General features: G+C 68.0%; 17 protein-coding genes. 13 read left to right on the forward strand and 4 right to left on the reverse strand.

What is annotated here, in order from left to right; genetic code table 11:
* The first annotated feature begins 84 nt into the window (after positions 1–84).
* Positions 85–312, forward strand: coding sequence for a DUF3107 domain-containing protein (locus tag NN2_RS03440; RefSeq protein WP_030515993.1), 228 nt, complete (start codon positions 85–87; stop codon positions 310–312).
* 100 nt (positions 313–412) lie between these two features.
* Here the strand turns inward: NN2_RS03440 and fasR are convergent, their stop codons facing one another.
* A complete protein-coding gene (fasR, locus tag NN2_RS03445) occupies positions 413–1,075 on the reverse strand; it encodes an HTH-type transcriptional activator FasR (protein WP_030515992.1) in 663 nt (220 codons plus the stop codon).
* A gap of 429 nt (positions 1,076–1,504) precedes the next feature.
* On the opposite strand from fasR, the gene NN2_RS03450 reads away from it, so the two are divergent.
* The 3 genes from NN2_RS03450 to NN2_RS03460 all read left to right on the forward strand — a co-directional run bounded on the left by NN2_RS03450 (position 1,505) and on the right by NN2_RS03460 (position 4,926).
* On the forward strand, positions 1,505–2,482 hold the full coding sequence (locus NN2_RS03450; protein WP_063010459.1) for a DUF3152 domain-containing protein: 978 nt from the start codon (positions 1,505–1,507) through the stop codon (positions 2,480–2,482).
* 221 nt (positions 2,483–2,703) lie between these two features.
* Positions 2,704–3,903 carry an adenylyltransferase/sulfurtransferase MoeZ gene (gene moeZ, locus NN2_RS03455; RefSeq protein WP_063010278.1) on the forward strand — a complete coding sequence of 400 codons (1,200 nt, stop codon included), beginning with the start codon at positions 2,704–2,706 and terminating at the stop codon, positions 3,901–3,903.
* A gap of 171 nt (positions 3,904–4,074) precedes the next feature.
* Positions 4,075–4,926, forward strand: coding sequence for a TIGR02569 family protein (locus tag NN2_RS03460; protein WP_030515989.1), 852 nt, complete (start codon positions 4,075–4,077; stop codon positions 4,924–4,926).
* A gap of 51 nt (positions 4,927–4,977) precedes the next feature.
* Here NN2_RS03460 and NN2_RS03465 read toward each other — a convergent pair whose 3' ends face one another.
* Both NN2_RS03465 and NN2_RS03470 read right to left on the reverse strand, forming a co-directional pair.
* Positions 4,978–6,444: an MFS transporter gene (locus NN2_RS03465; RefSeq protein ID WP_063010280.1), complete on the reverse strand. Its 1,467-nt coding sequence runs from the start codon at positions 6,442–6,444 to the stop codon at positions 4,978–4,980.
* A 188-nt stretch (positions 6,445–6,632) separates the two neighbouring features.
* Positions 6,633–7,301 carry a FadR/GntR family transcriptional regulator gene (locus NN2_RS03470; RefSeq protein WP_030515987.1) on the reverse strand — a complete coding sequence of 223 codons (669 nt, stop codon included), beginning with the start codon at positions 7,299–7,301 and terminating at the stop codon, positions 6,633–6,635.
* 65 nt (positions 7,302–7,366) lie between these two features.
* Here NN2_RS03470 and NN2_RS03475 point away from each other — a divergent pair, with 65 nt between their 5' ends.
* The 6 genes from NN2_RS03475 (at position 7,367) to NN2_RS03500 (ending at position 15,456) form a co-directional block, all read left to right on the forward strand.
* The gene (locus NN2_RS03475; RefSeq protein WP_245658528.1) at positions 7,367–8,614 is read left to right on the forward strand and encodes an MFS transporter; all 1,248 of its coding nucleotides are present in this window, start codon (positions 7,367–7,369) and stop codon (positions 8,612–8,614) included.
* A 315-nt stretch (positions 8,615–8,929) separates the two neighbouring features.
* Positions 8,930–10,408 (forward strand): nitrate/nitrite transporter, encoded by a 1,479-nt coding sequence (locus NN2_RS03480; RefSeq protein WP_227463199.1) that lies wholly within the window; start codon positions 8,930–8,932, stop codon positions 10,406–10,408.
* A gap of 26 nt (positions 10,409–10,434) precedes the next feature.
* Complete coding sequence (gene nirB, locus NN2_RS03485; protein WP_082856685.1) at positions 10,435–13,062, forward strand: nitrite reductase large subunit NirB; 2,628 nt, start codon at positions 10,435–10,437, stop codon at positions 13,060–13,062.
* A 65-nt stretch (positions 13,063–13,127) separates the two neighbouring features.
* A complete protein-coding gene (gene nirD, locus NN2_RS03490; protein WP_030515983.1) occupies positions 13,128–13,520 on the forward strand; it encodes a nitrite reductase small subunit NirD in 393 nt (130 codons plus the stop codon).
* The gene (locus NN2_RS03495; protein ID WP_030515982.1) at positions 13,517–14,743 is read left to right on the forward strand and encodes a uroporphyrinogen-III synthase; all 1,227 of its coding nucleotides are present in this window, start codon (positions 13,517–13,519) and stop codon (positions 14,741–14,743) included. Before nirD ends, NN2_RS03495 begins: the two co-directional genes overlap by 4 nt.
* Positions 14,740–15,456 carry a sirohydrochlorin chelatase gene (locus NN2_RS03500; protein ID WP_063010284.1) on the forward strand — a complete coding sequence of 239 codons (717 nt, stop codon included), beginning with the start codon at positions 14,740–14,742 and terminating at the stop codon, positions 15,454–15,456. The genes NN2_RS03495 and NN2_RS03500 overlap by 4 nt, the downstream gene beginning before the upstream one ends.
* Positions 15,457–15,742: 286 nt before the next feature.
* On the opposite strand, the gene NN2_RS03505 is transcribed toward NN2_RS03500, so the two are convergent.
* Entirely contained in the window at positions 15,743–16,807 is a 1,065-nt protein-coding gene (locus NN2_RS03505) for an aldo/keto reductase (protein ID WP_063010286.1), read from the reverse strand.
* Between the two features lie 117 nt (positions 16,808–16,924).
* On the opposite strand from NN2_RS03505, the gene NN2_RS03510 reads away from it, so the two are divergent.
* The 3 genes from NN2_RS03510 (at position 16,925) to NN2_RS03520 (ending at position 19,480) form a co-directional block, all read left to right on the forward strand.
* Complete coding sequence (locus tag NN2_RS03510; RefSeq protein ID WP_063010287.1) at positions 16,925–17,755, forward strand: helix-turn-helix domain-containing protein; 831 nt, start codon at positions 16,925–16,927, stop codon at positions 17,753–17,755.
* A gap of 107 nt (positions 17,756–17,862) precedes the next feature.
* Positions 17,863–18,309 (forward strand): VOC family protein, encoded by a 447-nt coding sequence (locus tag NN2_RS03515; protein WP_063010289.1) that lies wholly within the window; start codon positions 17,863–17,865, stop codon positions 18,307–18,309.
* Positions 18,310–18,496: 187 nt separating this feature from the next.
* Positions 18,497–19,480 (forward strand): alpha/beta hydrolase, encoded by a 984-nt coding sequence (locus NN2_RS03520; protein ID WP_030515977.1) that lies wholly within the window; start codon positions 18,497–18,499, stop codon positions 19,478–19,480.
* Positions 19,481–19,647: the final 167 nt, after the last annotated feature.

The following is a 19,647-nucleotide window of genomic DNA, read 5'->3' on the forward strand; positions in this document are numbered from 1 at the left end:
ACAGCACAGGCAGGCGCATCGTCTCCGACCCGTTCGCTGCACTAGCCTGGGCAGCGACACCATCTGGACTCTAGGAGGTTGGCCGTGGAGGTCAAGATCGGCATTTCGGATAGCCCGCGGGAACTGGTCATCGCCAGCTCGCAGACCCCGGAGGAGGTCGAGGCGCTGGTATCCGGCGCGCTGAGCGGTTCGGGCGGTGTGCTGACCCTCGAGGACGAGAAGGGCCGCAAGTACCTGATCCAGGCCGCGAAGGTGGCCTATGTCGAAATCGGCACCTCCACCAGCGGCCGCGTGGGTTTCGCCGCGGTGTGATTCTCCTGCGGCGAGGGAACTCGTCGCCGCTGTATCGAACTCGAAAGGCCCGGATCCGCGGTGGCGGATCCGGGCCTCGTCGTTTCGGTCGCGGGCGCTCTCAGCGCTGGGAGAGCGGCACGCGGGACAGACCGCCCCAGCAGAGCTGGACGGTGGTGTCGACGGCCTCTTCCTTCGGGATCGGCCGGTCCGCCTCGAGCCAGTAGCGCGCGGTGATCTGACTGGCGCCCACGAGTCCCACGGCCAGAATGCGGGCGCGGTAGGGGTCCAGTCCGGAATCGTGGGCGACGAGGTCGAAGACCGCGTCCACGCAGGCCTCGGTGGCCTGTTCGACGCGCCGCTGCACCTGCGGCTCGCTGGTCAGGTCGGATTCGAAAACCAGTCGGAAACCCTGGGTTTCGTGGTCGACGAAGTCGAAGTACGCCGCGACAGCGGCCCGGACGCGCTGCCGGTTGTCGGTGGTCGACCGAAGCGCCTGGCGGACACTCGACACCAAAGCGTCGATGTAGTTCTGCAGGACCGCCAGATACAGTTCGAGCTTACTCGAAAAGTGCTGGTACAGAACGGGTTTGGAGACGCCGGCGCATTGCGAGATCTCGTCCATGCCGGCGGCGTGGTAGCCGCGCAGCACGAAGACCTCGCTGGCCGCGGCGAGCAGCTGGGCACGGCGCGCCTCCCGGGGTAGGCGAGTTCCGCGCTTGCTCGGTGCCATGGCCTCGGACGACAGTCGCGAGGACGTCATCCGGTCCACGAGGTCAGTCATTTCGGTTCTCCCAGTCGATTCCCGGCGGGAACGTGGATGTGCACGGTATTCAACGAACGATACTCGTTCGTGATGCAGCCCGCTGCGGGTCGGCTGCACTGGCTGGGAAGCCGATCCCGTTCCTGCCGTTGTGGTATTCGAATAACCTTCCACACCTATTGGCAACCTGTCAGTAACTGGCCGCCGTGAGAAATCTCGCACAGTGGTGAGATTTCTCGCAACCCCGGCCGGTCAACGGCAGGTACGTAGATGTCGCCGAACGGCCTGTGAGAATCTGTTCGGGTGAGCGAACAACGGGGCAGAACGACCGGCGGGCCCGATTCGCCTCGCCCCGCAGGTGTTCTGGCCGCGCGCGCGGAATCGGCCGCTACCGGTCGGCGTGACCGGCAGCAACCTACGGAAAGCTCCGAATTCTACGATCCGCTCGGCCTGTATTCCGGCAATGGCCACGGCGATCGTTCCCATCAACCGCTGCGTGCGAAATGGGATCCGACCGGCGCCCACGATGCGGCGAATCGGCCACGGCCGGAACGCGATACGAAGAAGCAGAGCGCGCTGGGGCGGTTCGTCTCCACCTACGGCTGGCGGGCCTACGCGCTTCCGGTACTGGTGATCATCACCGTGCTGGTGATCGTGGACGCCGTCAAGGGGGGTACCGACACCTCCGGCGGCTCCACCCCCGCCCTGGGCCGGCTCAGCCAGCACACCAGCAACGCCGGCATCATCGGCGCACCACCCAAGGGCGACGGTAAGTTCGCCGGCGATCCGCCCTCCGGCGCGCTGCCCGCGGGCGGGGCGTTCACGGAGACCGCGGCGGGCACCTGGCATATCGTTCCCGGCGCATCGGCGCAGGTCGGGGCCGGTCAGGCGCATCTGTTCACCTACACCGTCGAGGTCGAGAACGGAGTCGACACCACCTCGCTCGGCGGGGACGATTCGGTGGCCAAGATGGTGGACGCCACCCTGGCCAACCCGAAGAGCTGGACCCACGATCCGCGCTTCGGCTTCCGCCGGATCGACAACGGCGAACCGGATTTCCGGGTCTCGCTGACCTCCCGGCAGACCACCAAATCGGCCTGCGGTTTCGAAATCCCGATCGACTCCTCCTGCTACAACTCCGATCTGGGCCGCGTGGTTCTCTCCGAGGTGCGCTGGGTGCGCGGCGCCACCGCCTTCGAGGGCGATATCGGCTCCTACCGGCAATATCAGATCAACCACGAGGTCGGTCACGCCATCGGCTACCACGAACATCAGCCGTGCGAGATCGACGGCGGATTGGCGCCGGTGATGATGCAGCAGACCTTCGGCACCCGCAACAACGACATCGCGACCCTGGACCCGCAGGGTGTGGTGCCGATGGACGGGAAGAAATGCCGGTTCAACCCTTGGCCGTACCCCCGCGGGTGACAACGGCTTGCCAACGCCACCGCTGATCTCGGGAGTACATGGGTAACTCGCCGGGGACGGGCTACGCCGAGCGGGCAGCCAACCGCCGGCCCGACAGGCAAATCTCGCGGCAGTCGGCGACACGTTAAAGTTGCGGAGAGGCGGCACAGGGAAGAACGGCCCGATTCGCCGCGTTGCACCGATCAGCCCTAACGGCGAATTCGATTCGAGGAGTCTGCGACGTGTCATCACCACAGTCCCTGCCGCCACTGGTCGAACCGGCCGCGGAGCTGACCAGGGATGAGGTCGCCCGCTACAGCCGGCATCTGATCATTCCCGATGTCGGGATGGACGGGCAGAAACGCCTGAAGAATGCCAAGGTGCTGGTGATCGGTGCGGGTGGTCTGGGCTCGCCGGCGCTGCTGTACCTGGCCGCCGCCGGTGTCGGCACGCTCGGCATCGTGGAGTTCGACGAGGTGGACGCGTCGAATCTGCAGCGGCAGATCATCCACGGCGAATCCGATATCGGCCGCAGCAAGGCCGACAGTGCGCGCGATTCGATTCTGGAGATCAATTCCGGCGTCGAGGTGGTGCTGCACAAGATCCGCCTGGAGCCGGAGAACGCGGTCGAGCTGTTCGCGCAGTACGACCTGATCGTCGACGGCACCGACAACTTCGCCACCCGCTATCTGGTCAACGACGCCGCCGTGCTGGCCGGTAAGCCGTACGTGTGGGGGTCGATCTATCGGTTCGAGGGCCAGGTGTCGGTGTTCTGGGAGGACGCCCCCGACGGCCCGAACGGTGAGAAGCGCGGCATCAACTACCGCGACCTGTACCCCGAGGCGCCGCCGCCGGGCATGGTTCCGTCCTGCGCCGAGGGCGGCGTGCTGGGTGTGCTGTGCGCGTCGATCGGTTCGATCATGGTCACCGAGGCCATCAAGCTCATCACCGGCATCGGGGAGACCCTGCTCGGCCGGCTGATGGTCTACGACGCACTGGATATGAACTACCGCACCATCAAGCTGCGGCGCGATCCCGAGCGTCAGCCCATCACGGAGCTCATCGACTACGAGGCGTTCTGTGGTGTGGTCTCGGAGGAGGGCCAGGCCGCCGCCGTGGGTTCCACGGTGACCGCGCGCGAGCTCAAGGACATGCTCGACGCGGGCAAGGACGTCGCCATCATCGACGTCCGCGAACCGGTGGAGTGGGACATCGTCCGCATCGACGGCGCGACCCTGATCCCCAAGGACCGCATCCTGTCCGGCGAGGCGCTCGCCGAACTTCCGCAGAACACACAGATCGTCCTGCACTGCAAGACCGGCATCCGGTCAGCGGAGGCACTGGCCGCCTTGAAGCGCGCCGGATTCTCCGACGCGACCCACCTCCAGGGCGGAATCGTCGCCTGGGCCAACCAGGTCGACCAGAGCCTGCCGGTGTACTAGGAAAAGGTCTCGGCGCTGAGACGACTGATCTCGCGAGTACGTGGGTAACTCGTCGGGTACGCCCGACACTGGACAGATTTCCGACGCAGGACCTGTGACCAACGTATGTGGCTCACGACTCGTATGGCCTGAATACGCGGGGAGGCGGGGCAGCGGGGTTACGGTACGGCCGTGACATCTGTCGAACCTCCGGAGCATGTGCGGGCCACCTTCGGGCTGCGCGAAGTGTCCCCGGTCGCGCTGGGCGACTGGGACGGTGGGTGGCGGTGCGGAGAGGTCGTGCTCAGCCCGGTGGCCGACCACGCCCGGGCGGCGTGGTCGGCGAAGGTCCGGGAAACACTGCAGGTGGACGGGGTGCGGCTGGCGCGGCCGGTGCGCGCCACCGACGGTCGCTACGTGGTGTCCGGCTGGCGTGCCGATACCTATATGGACGGCACCCCGGAACCGCGCCACGACGAGGTGGTGTCGGTATCACTACGCCTGCACCACGCCACCGCCCGGCTGGAGCGCCCGCGCTTCCTCGTCCAGCAGCCGATCGCACCGTGGGTCGATGTCGACGTGTTCGTCGCCGCGGACCGGGCCGCGTGGGAGTCGGTGCCGCTGCGCAGCCTGAAAGCCGGCGGCATGCTGCCGGTGACCACGCCGGACGGCCGCCACAGCATCGATATGCTGGCGCAGCTGGCGACGCTGCGTAAACCGGTGCAGATCCCGTCGCAGTTGGTGCACGGCGATCTGTTCGGCACGGTGTTGTTCGCGAACGGCCAGGCGCCGGGGCTCACCGACATCACCCCCTACTGGCGGCCCGCGTCCTGGGCGGCCGGGGTGATCGTGGTCGACGCGCTCTCCTGGGGAGGTGCGGATCCGGGTCTGCTCGAGCGATGGTCGGATCTGCCGGAGTGGCCGCAGATGTTGTTGCGCGCGGTTATGTTCCGGCTCGCGGTGCACGCGCTGCATCCGCGCTCGACAGCGGAGGCGTTTCCCGGTCTGGCGCATACCGCCGACATGATCCGCTTGATGCTCTAGCGGGCCCGCCGATCGGATGCGACCGGCGGGCCCGCAGTTTGTGCGAGGGTCTCAGATGCCCGCGTGGGCCAGTGACGGCACCCGCCCGACGGCGAACGACGTGCGCAGATAGAACCACCAGGTGAGCCCGCCCATCATCAGGAAGGCGACGGCGTAGGCCCAGAAGGCCGGTGCCATCCCGCCGAAGTGGATGTTGGATTCCCGCAGCGCCTGCTGCAGCACCCACCCGCCGGCCGCGCCGACCGCGCCGACCACACCGATAGCCGCACCCGCCTGCCGCTTGGCCGCGGCCAGCGCGGTCGCCGGGTCCTGGCCGTGTTCGGCGGCGCGGCGCTTGGCCTCGGCGCCGAAGATCGAGGGGATCATGCGGTAGGTGGAGCCGTTGCCGATGCCCGACAGCACGAACAGCAGCAGGAACGAGATCAGATACAGCGGGAAGTTCTTCACCGAGAGCGCGGCCACGATCAGTGCGGTGGCGCCGGCCATACCGGCGAAGACGTAGACCGTGATCCGGGCGCCGGTGAACCGGTCCGCGATCCAGCCGCCGAACGGCCGGCTCAGCGATCCGACGAACGCGCCGAGGAAGGCGAGATTGCCGATCGTGGACATCCAGCCGATCTTCGCCAGGTCGGGGAAGGTGGATTTGAGCAGGGTGGGGAAGGCGAACGAGAAGCCGATGAACGATCCGAAGGTGCCGATGTAGAGCACCGCCATGATCCAGGTGTGCCGATTGGTCAGGGCCAGCCGATAGGAGCTGCCGTCGGATTTCGCGCCGGTGATCGAATCCATGTACCGCAGCGCGCCGAACATGGCGACGAGGATGAACGGAATCCACACCAGCACCGCGAGGGTGATGCCGAACCGGTAACCGGCCGGATCCTTGGCCATGAGATGGGTGCCGAGGGTGATGATCAGCGGCACCAGCAGCTGGGTCTGCGCGACGCCCATATTGCCGCCCGCGGCGTTGATTCCGAGCGCGGCGCCCTTCTTCCCCTCGGGATAGAAGAAATTGATATTCGCCATCGACGAGGAGAAATTGCCGCCACCCACGCCCGCGAGCGCGGCCAGCACCATGAACACCCAGAACGGCGTGCCGGGCTGATTGACGAAATAGACCAGGCCCAGCGTCGGCAGCAGCAACATTCCCGCGCTGAACACGGTGAACGCGCGGCCACCGAATTTCGGGATGGCGAAGGTGTAGGGCACGCGCAACGCGGCGCCGACGAGTGTGGGGGTGGAGGTGAGCAGTAGCGAATTGGCGACGGCGTCGGGGCCGCTCAGATAATGAAAGCCCGCCGAACCCATGGCGGTGACCACGCTGGCCCACAGCACCCAGACGCTGAATCCGAGATTCTCGGAGAAGACCGAGAAGGCGAGATTCTTACGGGCGGTGCGTTTTCCGCCGTTCTCCCAGAAGGTTTCGTTGTCGGGCTCCCAGTGATCGAGCCAGCGGCCGCGGGCTCGATAGTGGAAGTCGGGAGCGGCGGTGGCCGATATCGCGGCGTCGGTGGTAGTCATCGGCGCGTTCCTCTCGCTGGGGTGCGACCGCCCTCATCTCGGGGACCCTGAGGTGCGGGTCCGGCGGTCGCATCCACGGTAGGAAGGCGAAATTACGTCCGATTCACGCTCCGTGACGTTCGCAGCAACACTCGCTCACCCCGCGACCGGCGCCACGGTGACGAATCGTTTACCTGCGGCGGAATCCGTCACCGTTCGGGGTATTCGGCGATGAGCGAGCCGAGGAAGCAGTTGGCGGCGCGAGCGGCCCGATCGGAGTCGCCGTCGATCACGGCGTGGACCAGCTCGGCGTGTTCGTCGTGATACTGGTTGCCGTATTTGGTTGTGCGGGAACGGATCACGTCCTCGATCACCGGCAGCAGCGAATCGTAGAACTCGAGGTAGACGGTGTTGTGGCTGGCCGCGACGATCGCGCGGTGCAGGGCCACGTCCGCGTCGACCGCCGCGGTGCTGTCGGTATCCCAGACCTGGCTGCGCCGGTCGAGCAAGCGCAGCAGGGTCTGCACGTCGTTGTCGTCGCGGCGCTGCGCGGCCAGCCGGGCGGCCTGTACGTCGAGGGCCTGGCGCAGTTCCAGGACGTCGCGTTCCACGGCGTCGGCGAAGTATTTGGTGAGGGTGCCGCCCAGATCGGACGCGGCGATGACGTAGGTGCCCGAACCCTGCCGGCGTTCGAGCATGCCGGCGTGTACGAGCGCCTGCACCGCTTCGCGCACGGTATTGCGGCCGGTGCCGGTCAATTCGGTGAGTTCCGGCTCGGTCGGGATGCGAGAGCCGATCGGCCAACGCCCCGAACGGATTTCAGCGCGCAGCTGTTCGGTGACCTGAGCGATGAGGCTGGTGCGCCGGACTGGTTGCACGGCCAACAGAGTACCCCTCCTCACATTTGTTGCTCGCTTTCATCCAATCATCCTATGATTTCTCGGTGACGGTTACCAATCTGCAGTCGACTACCGACATCCGGCGCCGCGGCCTGGCCGAGGGCCGGATTCTCGTCCTGGTCGCGATCGTCGTCTCGGCGCTCACGCTGCGCGTGGCGGTCACCGCCTTCACCCCGCTCGCCGAGCGGATCGGCGCCGATATCGGCTATTCCACGGCCATCGTCGGTGTCTTCGGCATGATCCCGACCGCCATGTTCGCGCTGGCCGGATTGATCACCCCGATCTTCGTGCGCCGGCTGGGCCTGGAACGCACCGCGCTGGTCGCCATGTGCATGGCCGGGGCCGGGCAGCTCACCCGGGCGCTGGTGCCCGACACCTGGGAGTTGCTGAGTCTGTCCGCGCTGGCGCTGGCCGGTATGGGCATCGGCAATGTCGTGATTCCGCCGCTGGTCAAGCGCTATTTCGCCGATCGGCTGGCGGTGCTGAGCTCGGTGTACATCACGATGGTGCAGATCGGCACCGTGGTGCCGGCGCTGATCGCGGTCCCGGTCGCGGACGCGGCCGGCTGGCGGGTCTCGCTCGGGTTGTGGGCGCTGGTCGGTTTCGCGGCCGCGGTGCCGTGGCTGGGTGTGCTGCGCGAGCGGCGCGGCCGCGATCGTGTGGACACCACCGCGCTCGCCGACGTGCCGGGCGAACAGCCCGCGCGCGCCGGGAACATCCGGCGTTCGCCGCTGGCGTGGGGGATGGCCGCCATGTTCGGTATGACCTCGTTGATCACCTATTCCATGTTCACCTGGCTGCCCAAGATTCTCGCCGATGCCGGCGCCGACGCGGCCTACGGCGGCACGATGGTCGCCTTCTTCTCCTTCATCGGTTTGGCGGCCGCGCTGACCGCGCCCTCCTTCACCGCGCGTATCCGCAATCCTTTTCCGGTCGTGATCGTCTGCGCCATCGCGTTTTTCGCCGCCTTCGCCGGACTGCTCATCGCCCCGATGGGCGCGCCCTGGCTGTGGGTGCTGCTGCTGGGCATGGGACCGAGCACCTTCCCGATGGCGCTCACGCTGATCAATCTGCGGACCCGCACCCAGGCCGGTTCGGCGGCGCTGTCCGGCTTCACCCAGGGCATCGGCTACACCGTCGCGTGTGTGGGTCCGCTGCTGTTCGGTGTGCTGCACAGTGCGGTCGGCGGGTGGGGCGCGCCCTTCGCGCTGCTGGCGGTCGCCGTCCTGGTGCTCGTGGCCGGCGCCTGGCAGGCGTGCAAGCCGCGCATGCTGGAGGACACCTGGCACTGATCGGCGTCGGGGCCGCGACCTTTCGGCAATTTCACCGCTCGGGTTGCGCCGCGGTGAGCTTCTGTCCATGATGTGAGCCGACGCCCGACTATTGTGGCCCGGACCACTCGCCGGCATCGACCTCACCGAGTTCGTGTGTGAGCGTCGGTACTTTGTGACGCACGGAAACCGTTGTGTCATATGGGCGAAACAATGCCCCGGTTCTCACCGGTAAATCGCCGAATTCGTGAGCAACCGTTGATTTGCGCGTCATGTGGCGCAGCATCGCGGCAATACCCGTTTCCTACCTTGGGGCCAACCGGATTTCAGGAGGCCCTGTTGAGCACGCTGACGCGTAACCACGACATCGAGCAGTGGGATGCCGAGGATGTCGCGGCCTGGGAGGCCGGCGGCAAGAACATCGCCCGTCGCAATCTGATCTGGTCGGTCGTCGCCGAACATGTCGGATTCTCGGTGTGGTCGATCTGGTCGGTGATGGTGCTGTTCATGCCGACGGACAAGTTCGGCATCGACGCCGCCGGAAAGTTCTTCCTCGTCGCCATGCCGACACTGGTCGGCGGCATCCTGCGCATTCCCTACACCGTCGCCACCGCGCGCTTCGGCGGCCGCAACTGGACGATCTTCAGCGCGCTGATGCTGCTGGTCCCGACGCTGCTGACGCTGTATTTCATCAACCAGCCGGGCACGTCCTACACCACGTTCATGGTGGTGGCGGCGTTCGCCGGCCTGGGCGGCGGCAACTTCGCCTCCTCGATGACCAATATCAACGCCTTCTACCCGCAGCGGCTCAAGGGCTGGGCGTTGGGCATGAACGCCGGCGGCGGCAATATCGGCGTCCCAGTGATCCAGCTGATCGGCCTGCTGGTGATCGCCACGCTCGGCAATTCGTACGCGTCGGTCGTCTGCCTGGTGTACCTGGCGTTCATCGCGATCGCCGGACTCGGCGCCGCGCTCTACATGGACAATCTGCGCAATCAGAAGGCCGACCTGGGCTACATGCTGGAGTCGCTGAAGGTTCCGCAGTCCTGGGCGATCGCCTTCCTGTACATCGGCACGTTCGGCTCGTTCATCGGCTTCAGCTTCGCCTTCGGCCAGATCCTGCAGATCGGCTTCAAGGCCGGGGGTGATTCGGCCGCCCAGGCGAGTCTGCACGCCGCGCAGATCGCCTTCATCGGCCCGCTGCTGGGTTCGCTGGCCCGCCCCTACGGCGGCAAGATGGCCGACCGCTTCGGCGGCAGCCGCGTCACGTTGGCCGGGTTCGCCGGAATGATGGTCGCGGCGGTCGTGGTCGCGGTCTCCAGTGTGGCCGCCGACCACAACGGCGGCGTGGCCTCGGGGGCGACCATGGTCGCCCTGGTCTGCGGATTCATCGCCCTGTTCGTGCTCTCGGGCATCGGCAACGGGTCGGTCACCAAGATCATCCCGTCGGTGTTCGACGCGAAGTCCAAGAGCCTCCCGGTGAGCCCCGCGGAGCAGGCCGCCTGGTCGCGCAACACCTCGGGCGCGCTGATCGGCTTCGTCGGCGCGATCGGCGCCCTGGGTGGGGTGGCCATCAACCTGGTGCTGCGCTCCTCCTATGCCTCCACCAATTCCGCCACCACCGCGTTCTGGGTGTTCCTGGGCTTCTACGTCGTCTGCGCGACCGTCGTCTGGTCGGTCTTCCTGCGTCGGCCCGGAATGCGTTCGCCGCGAAGCGGTTCCGGTGTCGTCGCCGAGGCGGAGGCCCTGGTGCTCGAGGCCGAACGGTCGCCGGAAACCGATACCACCCAGTCCACCACCTCGGCTCGCGCCTGACCATCGGAAAGCATCGGAGGACAGTCATGAACACGACAGTCGAACCCACGCAGCGCAAGACCGTGGTGGTCGTCGGCCACGGCATGGTCGGGCACCGGTTCGTGGAGGCGCTGCGCTCCCGCGACGAGGCCGGGCGCTGGCAGATCGTGGTGCTGAGCGAGGAGTCGCAGGCCGCCTACGATCGCGTCGGCCTGTCGTCCTACGTCGGCGCCTGGGAGAAGAGCGCGCTCGCCCTGCCCGGCAACGAATACGCCGGCGACGCGCTGGTGGATCTGCGCCTCGGCGTGCGCGCCGACGAGATCGACCGCGCCGCCCGCAAGGTGACCACCTCCTCCGGTGACGTGATCGGTTACGACGCACTGGTTCTCGCGACCGGATCGTATGCCTTCGTGCCGCCGGTACCGGGCCACGACCGCCCCGAATGTTTCGTCTACCGCACCCTCGAGGACCTCGACGGCATCCGCGCCGCGGCGCAGAACGCGGGCCCCGGTGCGGTCGGTGTCGTCGTCGGCGGTGGTCTCCTCGGTCTGGAGGCGGCGAATGCCCTGCGGCTCATGGGAATGACGCCGCACGTCGTCGAGTTCGCGCCGCGGCTGATGCCGGTGCAGGTCGACGAGGGCGGCGGCGCGATCCTCGAGAAGCTGGTCACCGATCTGGGCCTGCACGTGCACACCGGGGTCGGCACCTCGGCCATCGAACCCGCCGAAGACGGTGCGGGCCTGCGGGTTTCGCTGTCCGACGAGTCGGTGATCGACGCCTCGCTGGTGGTGTTCTCCGCCGGTGTGCGCCCGCGCGATCAGATCGCCCGCGACGCCGGACTCGAGATCGGGCCGCGCGGTGGTGCGCTCACCGACCTCGGCATGCTCACCTCCGACCCCAACATCTACGCCGTCGGCGAGGTCGCGGCCGTGGAGGGCACCTGCTACGGCCTGGTCGCTCCCGGTTACACCACCGCCGAGATCGTCGCGGACCGGCTGCTCGGCGGCGCCGGCGAATTCCCGGGCGCCGACCTGTCGACCAAGCTGAAACTGCTCGGTGTGGACGTGGCCAGCTTCGGTGACGCCCACGCCACCACCGAGGGCGCGCTGTCGGTGGTGCTGCACGACGCCGCCAAGGGCACCTACGCCAAGCTGGTGATCTCCGACGACGCCAAGACGCTGCTGGGCGGCATCCTGGTCGGTGACGCCTCGCAGTACGCGGCGCTGCGCCCGCTGGTCGGCAGCGAACTGCCCGCCGAACCGGCCGCGCTCATCTCGCCCGCGGGCGCCGAACTGGGCGCCGACGCCCTGCCCGACGAGGCCCAGATCTGCTCCTGCAACAACGTGTCCAAAGGGGCCATCGTCGGAGCCATTCACGAAGGCGCCTGCGATATCGCCGGCGTCAAGAGCTGCACCTCCGCCGGAACCTCCTGCGGCGGTTGCGTTCCCATGATCAAGAAGTTGCTCGAGCAGTCCGGCGTGGAGATGTCGAAGGCGCTGTGCGAGCACTTCACCCAATCGCGGTCCGAACTGTTCCAGATCGTGCAGGTGACCGGCATCCGCACCTTCTCGGAACTGATCGCCAAGCACGGCACCGGAATCGGCTGCGATATCTGCAAGCCGACCGTCGCCTCCATCCTGGCCTCGACCTCGAGCGACCACATCCTCGACGGTGAGCAGTCCGCGCTGCAGGACACCAACGACCACTTCCTGGCCAACCTGCAGAAGAACGGCACCTATTCGGTGGTGCCGCGGATGCCCGGCGGTGAGGTGACGCCCGAGCAACTGATCGAAATCGGGCAGATCGCCAAGGATTTCGGCCTCTATGTCAAGGTCACCGGTGGTCAGCGCATCGACCTGTTCGGCGCGCGGGTCGAGCAGCTGCCGCAGATCTGGCAGCGACTGGTCGACAAGGGGATGGAATCCGGCCACGCCTACGGCAAATCGCTGCGCACCGTGAAGAGCTGCGTGGGTTCCACCTGGTGCCGCTACGGCCAGCAGGATTCGGTCGGCATGGCGGTGCTGCTGGAGAAGCGTTACCGCGGACTGCGCTCGCCGCACAAGCTGAAGCTGGCGGTCTCGGGCTGTGCCCGCGAATGCGCCGAGGCGCGCGGTAAGGATGTCGGCGTCATCGCCACCGAGAACGGCTGGAACCTCTACGTCGGCGGCAACGGCGGCCTGACTCCCAAGCACGCGGTGCTGCTGGCCGGCGACCTCGACGACGAGACGCTGATCCGCTACATCGACCGCTATCTGATGTTCTACATCCGCACCGCCGACCGGCTGCAGCGGACCGCGCCGTGGCAGGAATCACTCGAGGGCGGCATCGAACATCTGAAGCAGGTCGTGTGCGAGGACTCCCTCGGCATCGCCGCCGAACTGGAGGAGAGCATGGCCCGCCACGTGGCCGGCTACAAGGACGAATGGGCCGCGGTACTGGAGGATCCCGCGAAGCTCTCGCGCTTCGTCACCTTCGTCAACGCGCCCGAGGAGGCCGATCCGACGATCGCCTTCGACGAGAGCGGGGAGCGCAAGACGCCGGTTCTGCTCGGCCTGCCCGACGTGCCCGGAGGCGGCAGCCTGCGTAACCACGGAGGGCACCGGGCAGGCCGCGATGGACACGGTATGCCCGAACTTCCCGCCATGCCGGCAGCAACTGCCACGCCCGGGAAATAGCCACGTAATCGTGCGGAAACAGGACACCGGTACCTATTAGGTAAGGCGTTCGGAGGAGATTACCGATGACCGTTATCGACACGCCGGGCTTCGCACCGGCAACCACCACCGGCTGGACCTCGGCCTGCCGGCTCGATTACCTGATCCCCGGCCGCGGCGTGGCGGTGCTACTGAGAGGCGGACGGCAGGCCGCGCTCTTCCTGCTGCCCGACGGCACGCTGTATGCCGTCGGCAATATCGATCCGTTCGGGCGGGCGGCGGTCATGTCGCGCGGCATCGTCGGTGACCGCGCCGGTGTGCCGGTCGTCGCGTCGCCGCTGCTGAAGCAGGCGTTCTCCCTGCTGGACGGCCATTGCCTCGAGGACGACTCGGTCGCACTGCCCGTCTACGGCGTGCGCGTCGTCGACGGGGTCGTCGCGGTGTCCAACGAACCGGTGCAGTACGGCGGTACGCCGTGAGCGAAGCGCGACCCACCGAATTGAAACCCCTGGACGGCTTCACCATCGGTGTGACGGCCGCCCGCCGGGCCGACGAACTGGCTACGCTGTTGAGTCGCCGAGGCGCGAATATCGTTTCCGCCCCGGCGATTCGCATCATCCCGCTGTCCGACGACACCGAGCTGGAGCGGGTCACCCGGCAGTTGGTCGCTGATCCGCCGCAGATCGCCGTCGCCACCACCGGCATCGGATTCCGCGGCTGGATGGAGGCGGCCGAAGGTTGGGGTCTGGCCGAAAACCTCCGGGAGACACTGGCTTCCACGCGATTGCTGGCCCGTGGTCCCAAGGCCAAGGGAGCGATCCGCGCCGCCGAATTGCGCGAGGAATGGTCGCCGGCCTCCGAATCGTCGGCCGAGGTGCTCGATCACCTGCTGGCGGCGGGTGTCGAGGGCGTGCGCATCGCGGTGCAGTTGCACGGTGCGACCACCGAATGGGAGCCGGTACCCGACTTCTGTGAAGTACTGCGTTGCGCCGGAGCCGATGTCGTGCCGGTGCCGGTGTACCGCTGGGTGCCACCGGACGACCGCGTGCCGATGGACCGCCTGATCGAGGGCGTGGTCACCTCGGCACTGGATTGCGTCACGTTCACCAGCGCGCCCGCGGTGGCCTCGATGCTGATGCGGGCCAAGGAAACCGGGCTGCTCGAGGGCGTCCTGCAGGCGATGCGTTCCCGCGTGCTGCCGGCGTGTGTCGGCCCGATCACCGCCGCGCCGCTCGAGGAACTCGGAGTGCCGACGTCCATGCCGGGCCGGGCGCGCCTCGGGGCGCTGGCCCGCCACGTCGCCGAGGAACTTCCCCGGCGCGCCAATCGAATTCACGCCGCCGGGCACGAATTGAGCGTGCGCGGCGGCTGTGTCGTGGTCGACGGTTCGGTGCGCCAGCTCGCTCCCGCGCCGATGGCGTTGATGCGGGCACTGGCCCGCCAGCCCGGCCGGGTGGTGTCGCGGGAGGATCTGCTGGCGGCGCTGCCCGGTGGCGGTGACGACACCCACGCGGTGGAGACCGGAATCGCCCGTCTCCGTGCGGGTCTCGGTACGCCGAAGGCGATCCAGACGGTGGTCAAGCGCGGCTATCGGCTCGCCCTCGACCCCGCCGAATGCGTCGACAACAACACCCGCCCGCCGGTGGGCTACGCCCCCTCGCTGCGTCCGCAGCGACCCGCGCCCATGGCGGGGGTCTGGTGAGCGCCCCCGCGCTGGTGCTGGTGGCGCACGGCACCCGCAGTGCGACAGGGGTGCAGATGATCGCCGCGGTGGCCGACGCGATGCGTGCGGAGCTGGGACGTACCGGTGCCGACGTGCCGGTGCGGACCGCCTTCGTCGACGTGCTCGGCCCCACACCCGCCGAGGTGCTGCGCGAGCTGAAGGGTGTTCCGGCCGTGGTGGTTCCGGCCTTCCTCGCCTCCGGATATCACGTCTACCAGGATGTTCCGCGCGAGGTGCGCGACAGCGGGCATCCGGATGTGATGGTGACCCCCGCGATGGGCCCGGACCCGATGCTGGCCCGGGTGATGCGGATGCGGTTGCACGAGGCCGGGATGCGTTCCGGCGATGCGGTGGTCTTCGCGGCGGCCGGATCCTCCGACGCGCGTGCACGCCACGATGTGCGGCGGGCGACGGCCATGCTGGCGGAGGAGCTGGGCGTCGCGGTTCGTACGGCCTGTATCGCAACCGGTGAGCCAAGGGTGCCGGAAGTCGTTGCCGCGCTGCGAGAATCCGGCGCGCAGCGGGTGTTCGTCGGCTCGTACCTCTTGGCACACGGACTGTTCCAGCAACGCTTGCGCGAGGCGGGTGCCGACGGAGTCGCCGAACCGCTCGGCGCACATCCGGCGGTGGTGCGCCTGCTGGTCGACCGATACCGCGCCGCGGCAGCCGAATTCCTCACCACCGCGGCCTGATTCGCCGAGAAACACAGTTACGGCGACGCGGAGGTTCCGGGCGCCGCATCGGACGCCGGGACCATCGGCGAAGCCCCGTCGCCGCGGCACCTGCATGCCGGTAGGACGCGAGGCTGTTCGGAATCGGGGAGGTCCCTGTTGGGTGCGCAGTTCGCGCGCAGTCCGCGTATGACCCCGCGGGTCCAGGTGTGGCCCGGTGCGCGGCCTGCGTGGGGGGTCACGCCGCTGCCCGGCCCGGGCCCCGCGGCCGGTGTGGTGGCCGGACCGCAGGGGCACGGCGTACGAGTCAGGCGCGCGGGACGACCGTCAGGTCGCCATTGATCACCGTATCGGTCATCGCGCGGGCGAGCATATTGTGCGGGAATCCGGGTTCGACGGCACTGGCCGCGTCCAGTCGATCCAGGTGTGCCGCATCGAATTCCACATCCAGCGCGCCCAGATTGTCGCTGAGCTGAGCCGGGGTGCGGGCACCGATGATGGGGGCGGTCACCGCCGGATTCCGCAGCGTCCACGCCAGTGCGGTCTGCGCCGGCGTCCGGTCCAGTTCCGCCGCGACCTCCTTCACCACTTCGGCGATCGCCAGGCCCCGCGCGGTCAGCGAACCGTTGGCCAGCGCGACGTTCTTGCGGCTGCCCTCCGGCGATCCCGCCGCCGAGGCGTCCAGATCGGCCGCGCTGTACTTGCCGGTCAGGACACCGCTGCCGAGCGGCGACCACGGAATCACCCCGAGCCCCAGTTCCCGCGCCATGGGGAACAGGTCGTGTTCCACGGTGCGTTCGATCAGGCTGTATTCCACCTGCAGCGCCACCAGCGGAGACCAGCCGCGCAGGTCGGCGATGGTCTGCATGCGGGCCACCTGCCAGGCCGGGGTGTCGGAGATGGCGACGTAGAGCACCTTGCCCTGCCGGACCAAGTCGTCCATCCCGCGCAGCACCTCCTCGACCGGCGTGGTGAAGTCCCAGGCGTGCAGGTACAGCAGATCGATGTAGTCGGTGTTCAGATTGCGCAGGCTGGCCTCCACCGAGGCGAACATCGACTTGCGGTTGTTGCCACCGGAGTTCGGGTCGCCGGGCCGCCGCAGCATGGTGTATTTCGTTGCCAGGACCAGGCTTTCGCGATTGTCGCGCGTGAATTCGCCGAGCAGCCGCTCGGAACTGCCGTTGGTGTAGACGCTGGCGGTATCGATGAAATTGCCGCCGCGCGAGACGTAGTCGTCGAACAGTTTGCGCGCCTCGTCGCGCTCGGCGCCCCAGCCCCAGTCGGCCCCGAAGGTCATGGTGCCCAGCGCGAGCGGGGAGACCCGCAGCCCGGACCGGCCGAGCAGCCGATAGGTGTCGAGAGTGAGCGCCATATCTTCCTCCTGTGTGGATTCGATCTCGACGGCAAGTCTGCGCGGCCGGGACGGGCGCGGTAAGGGAAGGTTTTTCCTGGGATCGCCGGTACCAGCCTCGTCGTAGGATCGACAGCGATGACCGGCACCGTGGAAGCGACACAGGAACTGGGGGCCTTTCTGCGCACCCGGCGCGAACGACTGGATCCGAGTGATTTCGGCCTGCCGCTGCGCCGCCGTTCCCGCCGCACCCCGGGCCTGCGCCGGGAGGAGGTCGCCGATCTGGCCGGTGTGAGCACCGACTACATCGTGCGGCTGGAACAGGGGCGCGGACTGCGGCCCTCGCCGGAGGTGCTCGACGCGCTCGCGCAGGCCCTGCGCCTGGCTCCCGACGAACGCATGTACCTGTTCGATCTGGCCCGGCAGCGGCCACCGGACGACGGCAAGCCGGCGACCACGGCCTCACCGGAGCTGGCCCGGCTGGTCGCGGATCTGGCGCCGCTCCCGGCGATGGTGCTCAACCACCGCTACGACATCCTGGCCTGGAACCGCGAGATGTCGCGGCTGCTACTCGATTTCGACGCGCTGCCGCCCCGGCATCGCAACTCCATGTGGCTGTGCCTGCTCTATCCGGGGATGGGCGATTTCTACGCCGACCGCGAACGAACCGTGCGCGAGGGCATCGCGGGACTGCGCGCCGCCTGGGCCGCCCACCCGGACGATCGCGTCCTGGCCGACCTCATCGACGAATTCCGCACGGGCAGTGCCGAATTCGCCGAACTGTGGGAGCGCAGAGATGTGCGGGTGCAGGGCCGGGGCCGCAAGACGATGCACCACCCTCGGGTGGGTGCGGTCACCGTCGCCTACGAAGCGCTGATGCCGCTGCAGGATCCCGATCAGCGGCTGATCATCTACCGCGCCGCCGACGAATCGAGTCAGGCGGCGCTGGATCGGCTCGCCGCCGAGTAGGACGGGCGAAAACAGATCTCGAGAAGATTCGCGAACTGTGTCGAATGTGCGGGATCGGCCTCGACCAGGGGGTGACAGCGAGTTGGACACACACCCCAGGAGCGATCATGACCGACACCAGCACCTTCCTCTGGTTCGACACTGCCGCCGAGGAAGCCGCCCGGTTCTACACCGAGCACATCCCCGGCGCCCGCATCACCGGCGTCACTCGCAACCCCGACGGATCGGCCTTCATCGTGCAGGTCGATCTGGCCGGACACGCCCTCACGCTGATGAACGGCGGACCCGGCCACCCCTTCACCGATGCGGCGTCCATTCAGTTGGTGGTCGACGGGCAGGACGAGGTGGACCGGCTGTGGGCGGCTCTGACCGTGGGTGGCAAGCCGGGGCCGTGCGGCTGGCTGACCGATCGCTACGGCCTGTCGTGGCAGGTCGTGCCGGCCGAGTTGCCGGCGTTGATGGGCGGCGAGCACGCGGCGGCGGCCGGCGCCGCGCTGCAGACCATGTCGAAGATCGATATCGCCGCGATCCGGGACGCCGTCGCCGCCGGCTGACCGGCTCCGCGCACGTCACCGCCGGACCCTTCCCGGCGGTGACGTGCGGACGCGCGCGAAGATAGCCCGGCGGATGCGGACCGCGGGTGCCGGAACCGCGGAGGTCGCCGCCTGCGGGCAGAGGCTTCCGGTGAACACACCTGCCGAGTGTGCTGCGGAGACCGCGACAGGGTGGAATACTCCGCGTATGCACCGGCTCCCGCGCTGTTTTGCTGTCCTGTTCGCCGCGTTCGCCTCGATTGCCGCGATTGTGCCCGCGGTCGCCTCGGCGGATCCCGGCGCGCCCGCCATCGTCGACGTCCATCCGCTGGGCGGTCGCCAATATTCGGTGGTGGTCTATTCCCCGGCGATGAACAAGCAGATCACCGTGTGGATGTCGCATCCGGATTTCGCGGCGCCGGCGCTGTACCTGCTCAACGCCGTCGACGGCGGTGAGGACGGCGGGCCGTGGACCAACCGCACCGACGTCGCGCAGTTCTTCGCCGACAAACCGGTCAACGTAATCGTCCCCATGGGTGGGCGGGCCAGCTACTACACCGACTGGAAGTCCGACGATCCGGTCCTGGGCCGCAACGAATGGACGACATTCCTGACCCGGGAGCTGCCGCCGCTGCTGAACTCACGGTTCCAGATGACGGGCCGCAATGCCGTCGCGGGCACCTCGATGTCGGCGACCTCGGCACTCGATCTGGCGATCGGGGCGCCGGGCCTGTACCAGGCGGTCGGCGCCTACAGCGGATGTCCGCTGACCAACGGCCCGATTCCGCAGGCGTACGTGTATTCGCAGCTCGGAGTCTTCGGGGCGAATGCCGGGAATATGTGGGGGATACCCGGTGATCCGGACTGGGCCGCTCACGATCCGGTGGTGAACGCCGATCGGTTGCGCGGAACGGCCCTCTACATCTCCTCGGGCAACGGGGTGCCCGGCGTGCACGACACCCTCGCCGATCCCTCGATCGGCGGCAACCCGGGCGCGCTGGCCAACCGGGTCGCGGTCGGCGGCGTGATGGAGAGCGTCGTCGACTCCTGCACCGGACAGCTCACCGGCCGCCTTGCCGCCCTGGGCATTCCGGCGACCGTCGTGCACCGCAACGGCACCCACGCGTGGGTGTACTGGCAGGACGATCTGCACGATTCGTGGTCGGTCTTCGCCCCGGCGCTGGGAGTGTAGGCCGGGTTCCGGTCGGCCGGCCGTCTCCACGGGATCGGATGTGGTGCGGCGAGCCCGGTCGAGTTCCCAATACGCGCGCAGGGCGGCGATGCGGCCGTCGACGTCCACCCGATAGGTGAACACTCCGTCGACCTCGACCGTGACGTCCCGGCGCACGCTGGTGATGG

Source organism: Nocardia nova NBRC 15556 (assembly GCF_001613005.1).
Lineage (GTDB): Bacteria > Actinomycetota > Actinomycetes > Mycobacteriales > Mycobacteriaceae > Nocardia > Nocardia nova.

Bases quoted from the DNA above. Each gene is read 5' to 3' on its own strand.
- fasR (WP_030515992.1), bottom strand. From the start codon at position 1,075: ATGACTGACCTCGTGGACCGGATGACGTCCTCGCGACTGTCGTCCGAG.
- NN2_RS03465 (WP_063010280.1), bottom strand. From the start codon at position 6,444: ATGACTACCACCGACGCCGCGATATCGGCCACCGCCGCTCCCGACTTC.
- nirB (WP_082856685.1), top strand. From the start codon at position 10,435: ATGAACACGACAGTCGAACCCACGCAGCGCAAGACCGTGGTGGTCGTC.
- nirD (WP_030515983.1), top strand. From the start codon at position 13,128: ATGACCGTTATCGACACGCCGGGCTTCGCACCGGCAACCACCACCGGC.
- NN2_RS03505 (WP_063010286.1), bottom strand. From the start codon at position 16,807: ATGGCGCTCACTCTCGACACCTATCGGCTGCTCGGCCGGTCCGGGCTG.
- NN2_RS03510 (WP_063010287.1), top strand. From the start codon at position 16,925: ATGACCGGCACCGTGGAAGCGACACAGGAACTGGGGGCCTTTCTGCGC.
- NN2_RS03515 (WP_063010289.1), top strand. From the start codon at position 17,863: ATGACCGACACCAGCACCTTCCTCTGGTTCGACACTGCCGCCGAGGAA.
- NN2_RS03520 (WP_030515977.1), top strand. From the start codon at position 18,497: ATGCACCGGCTCCCGCGCTGTTTTGCTGTCCTGTTCGCCGCGTTCGCC.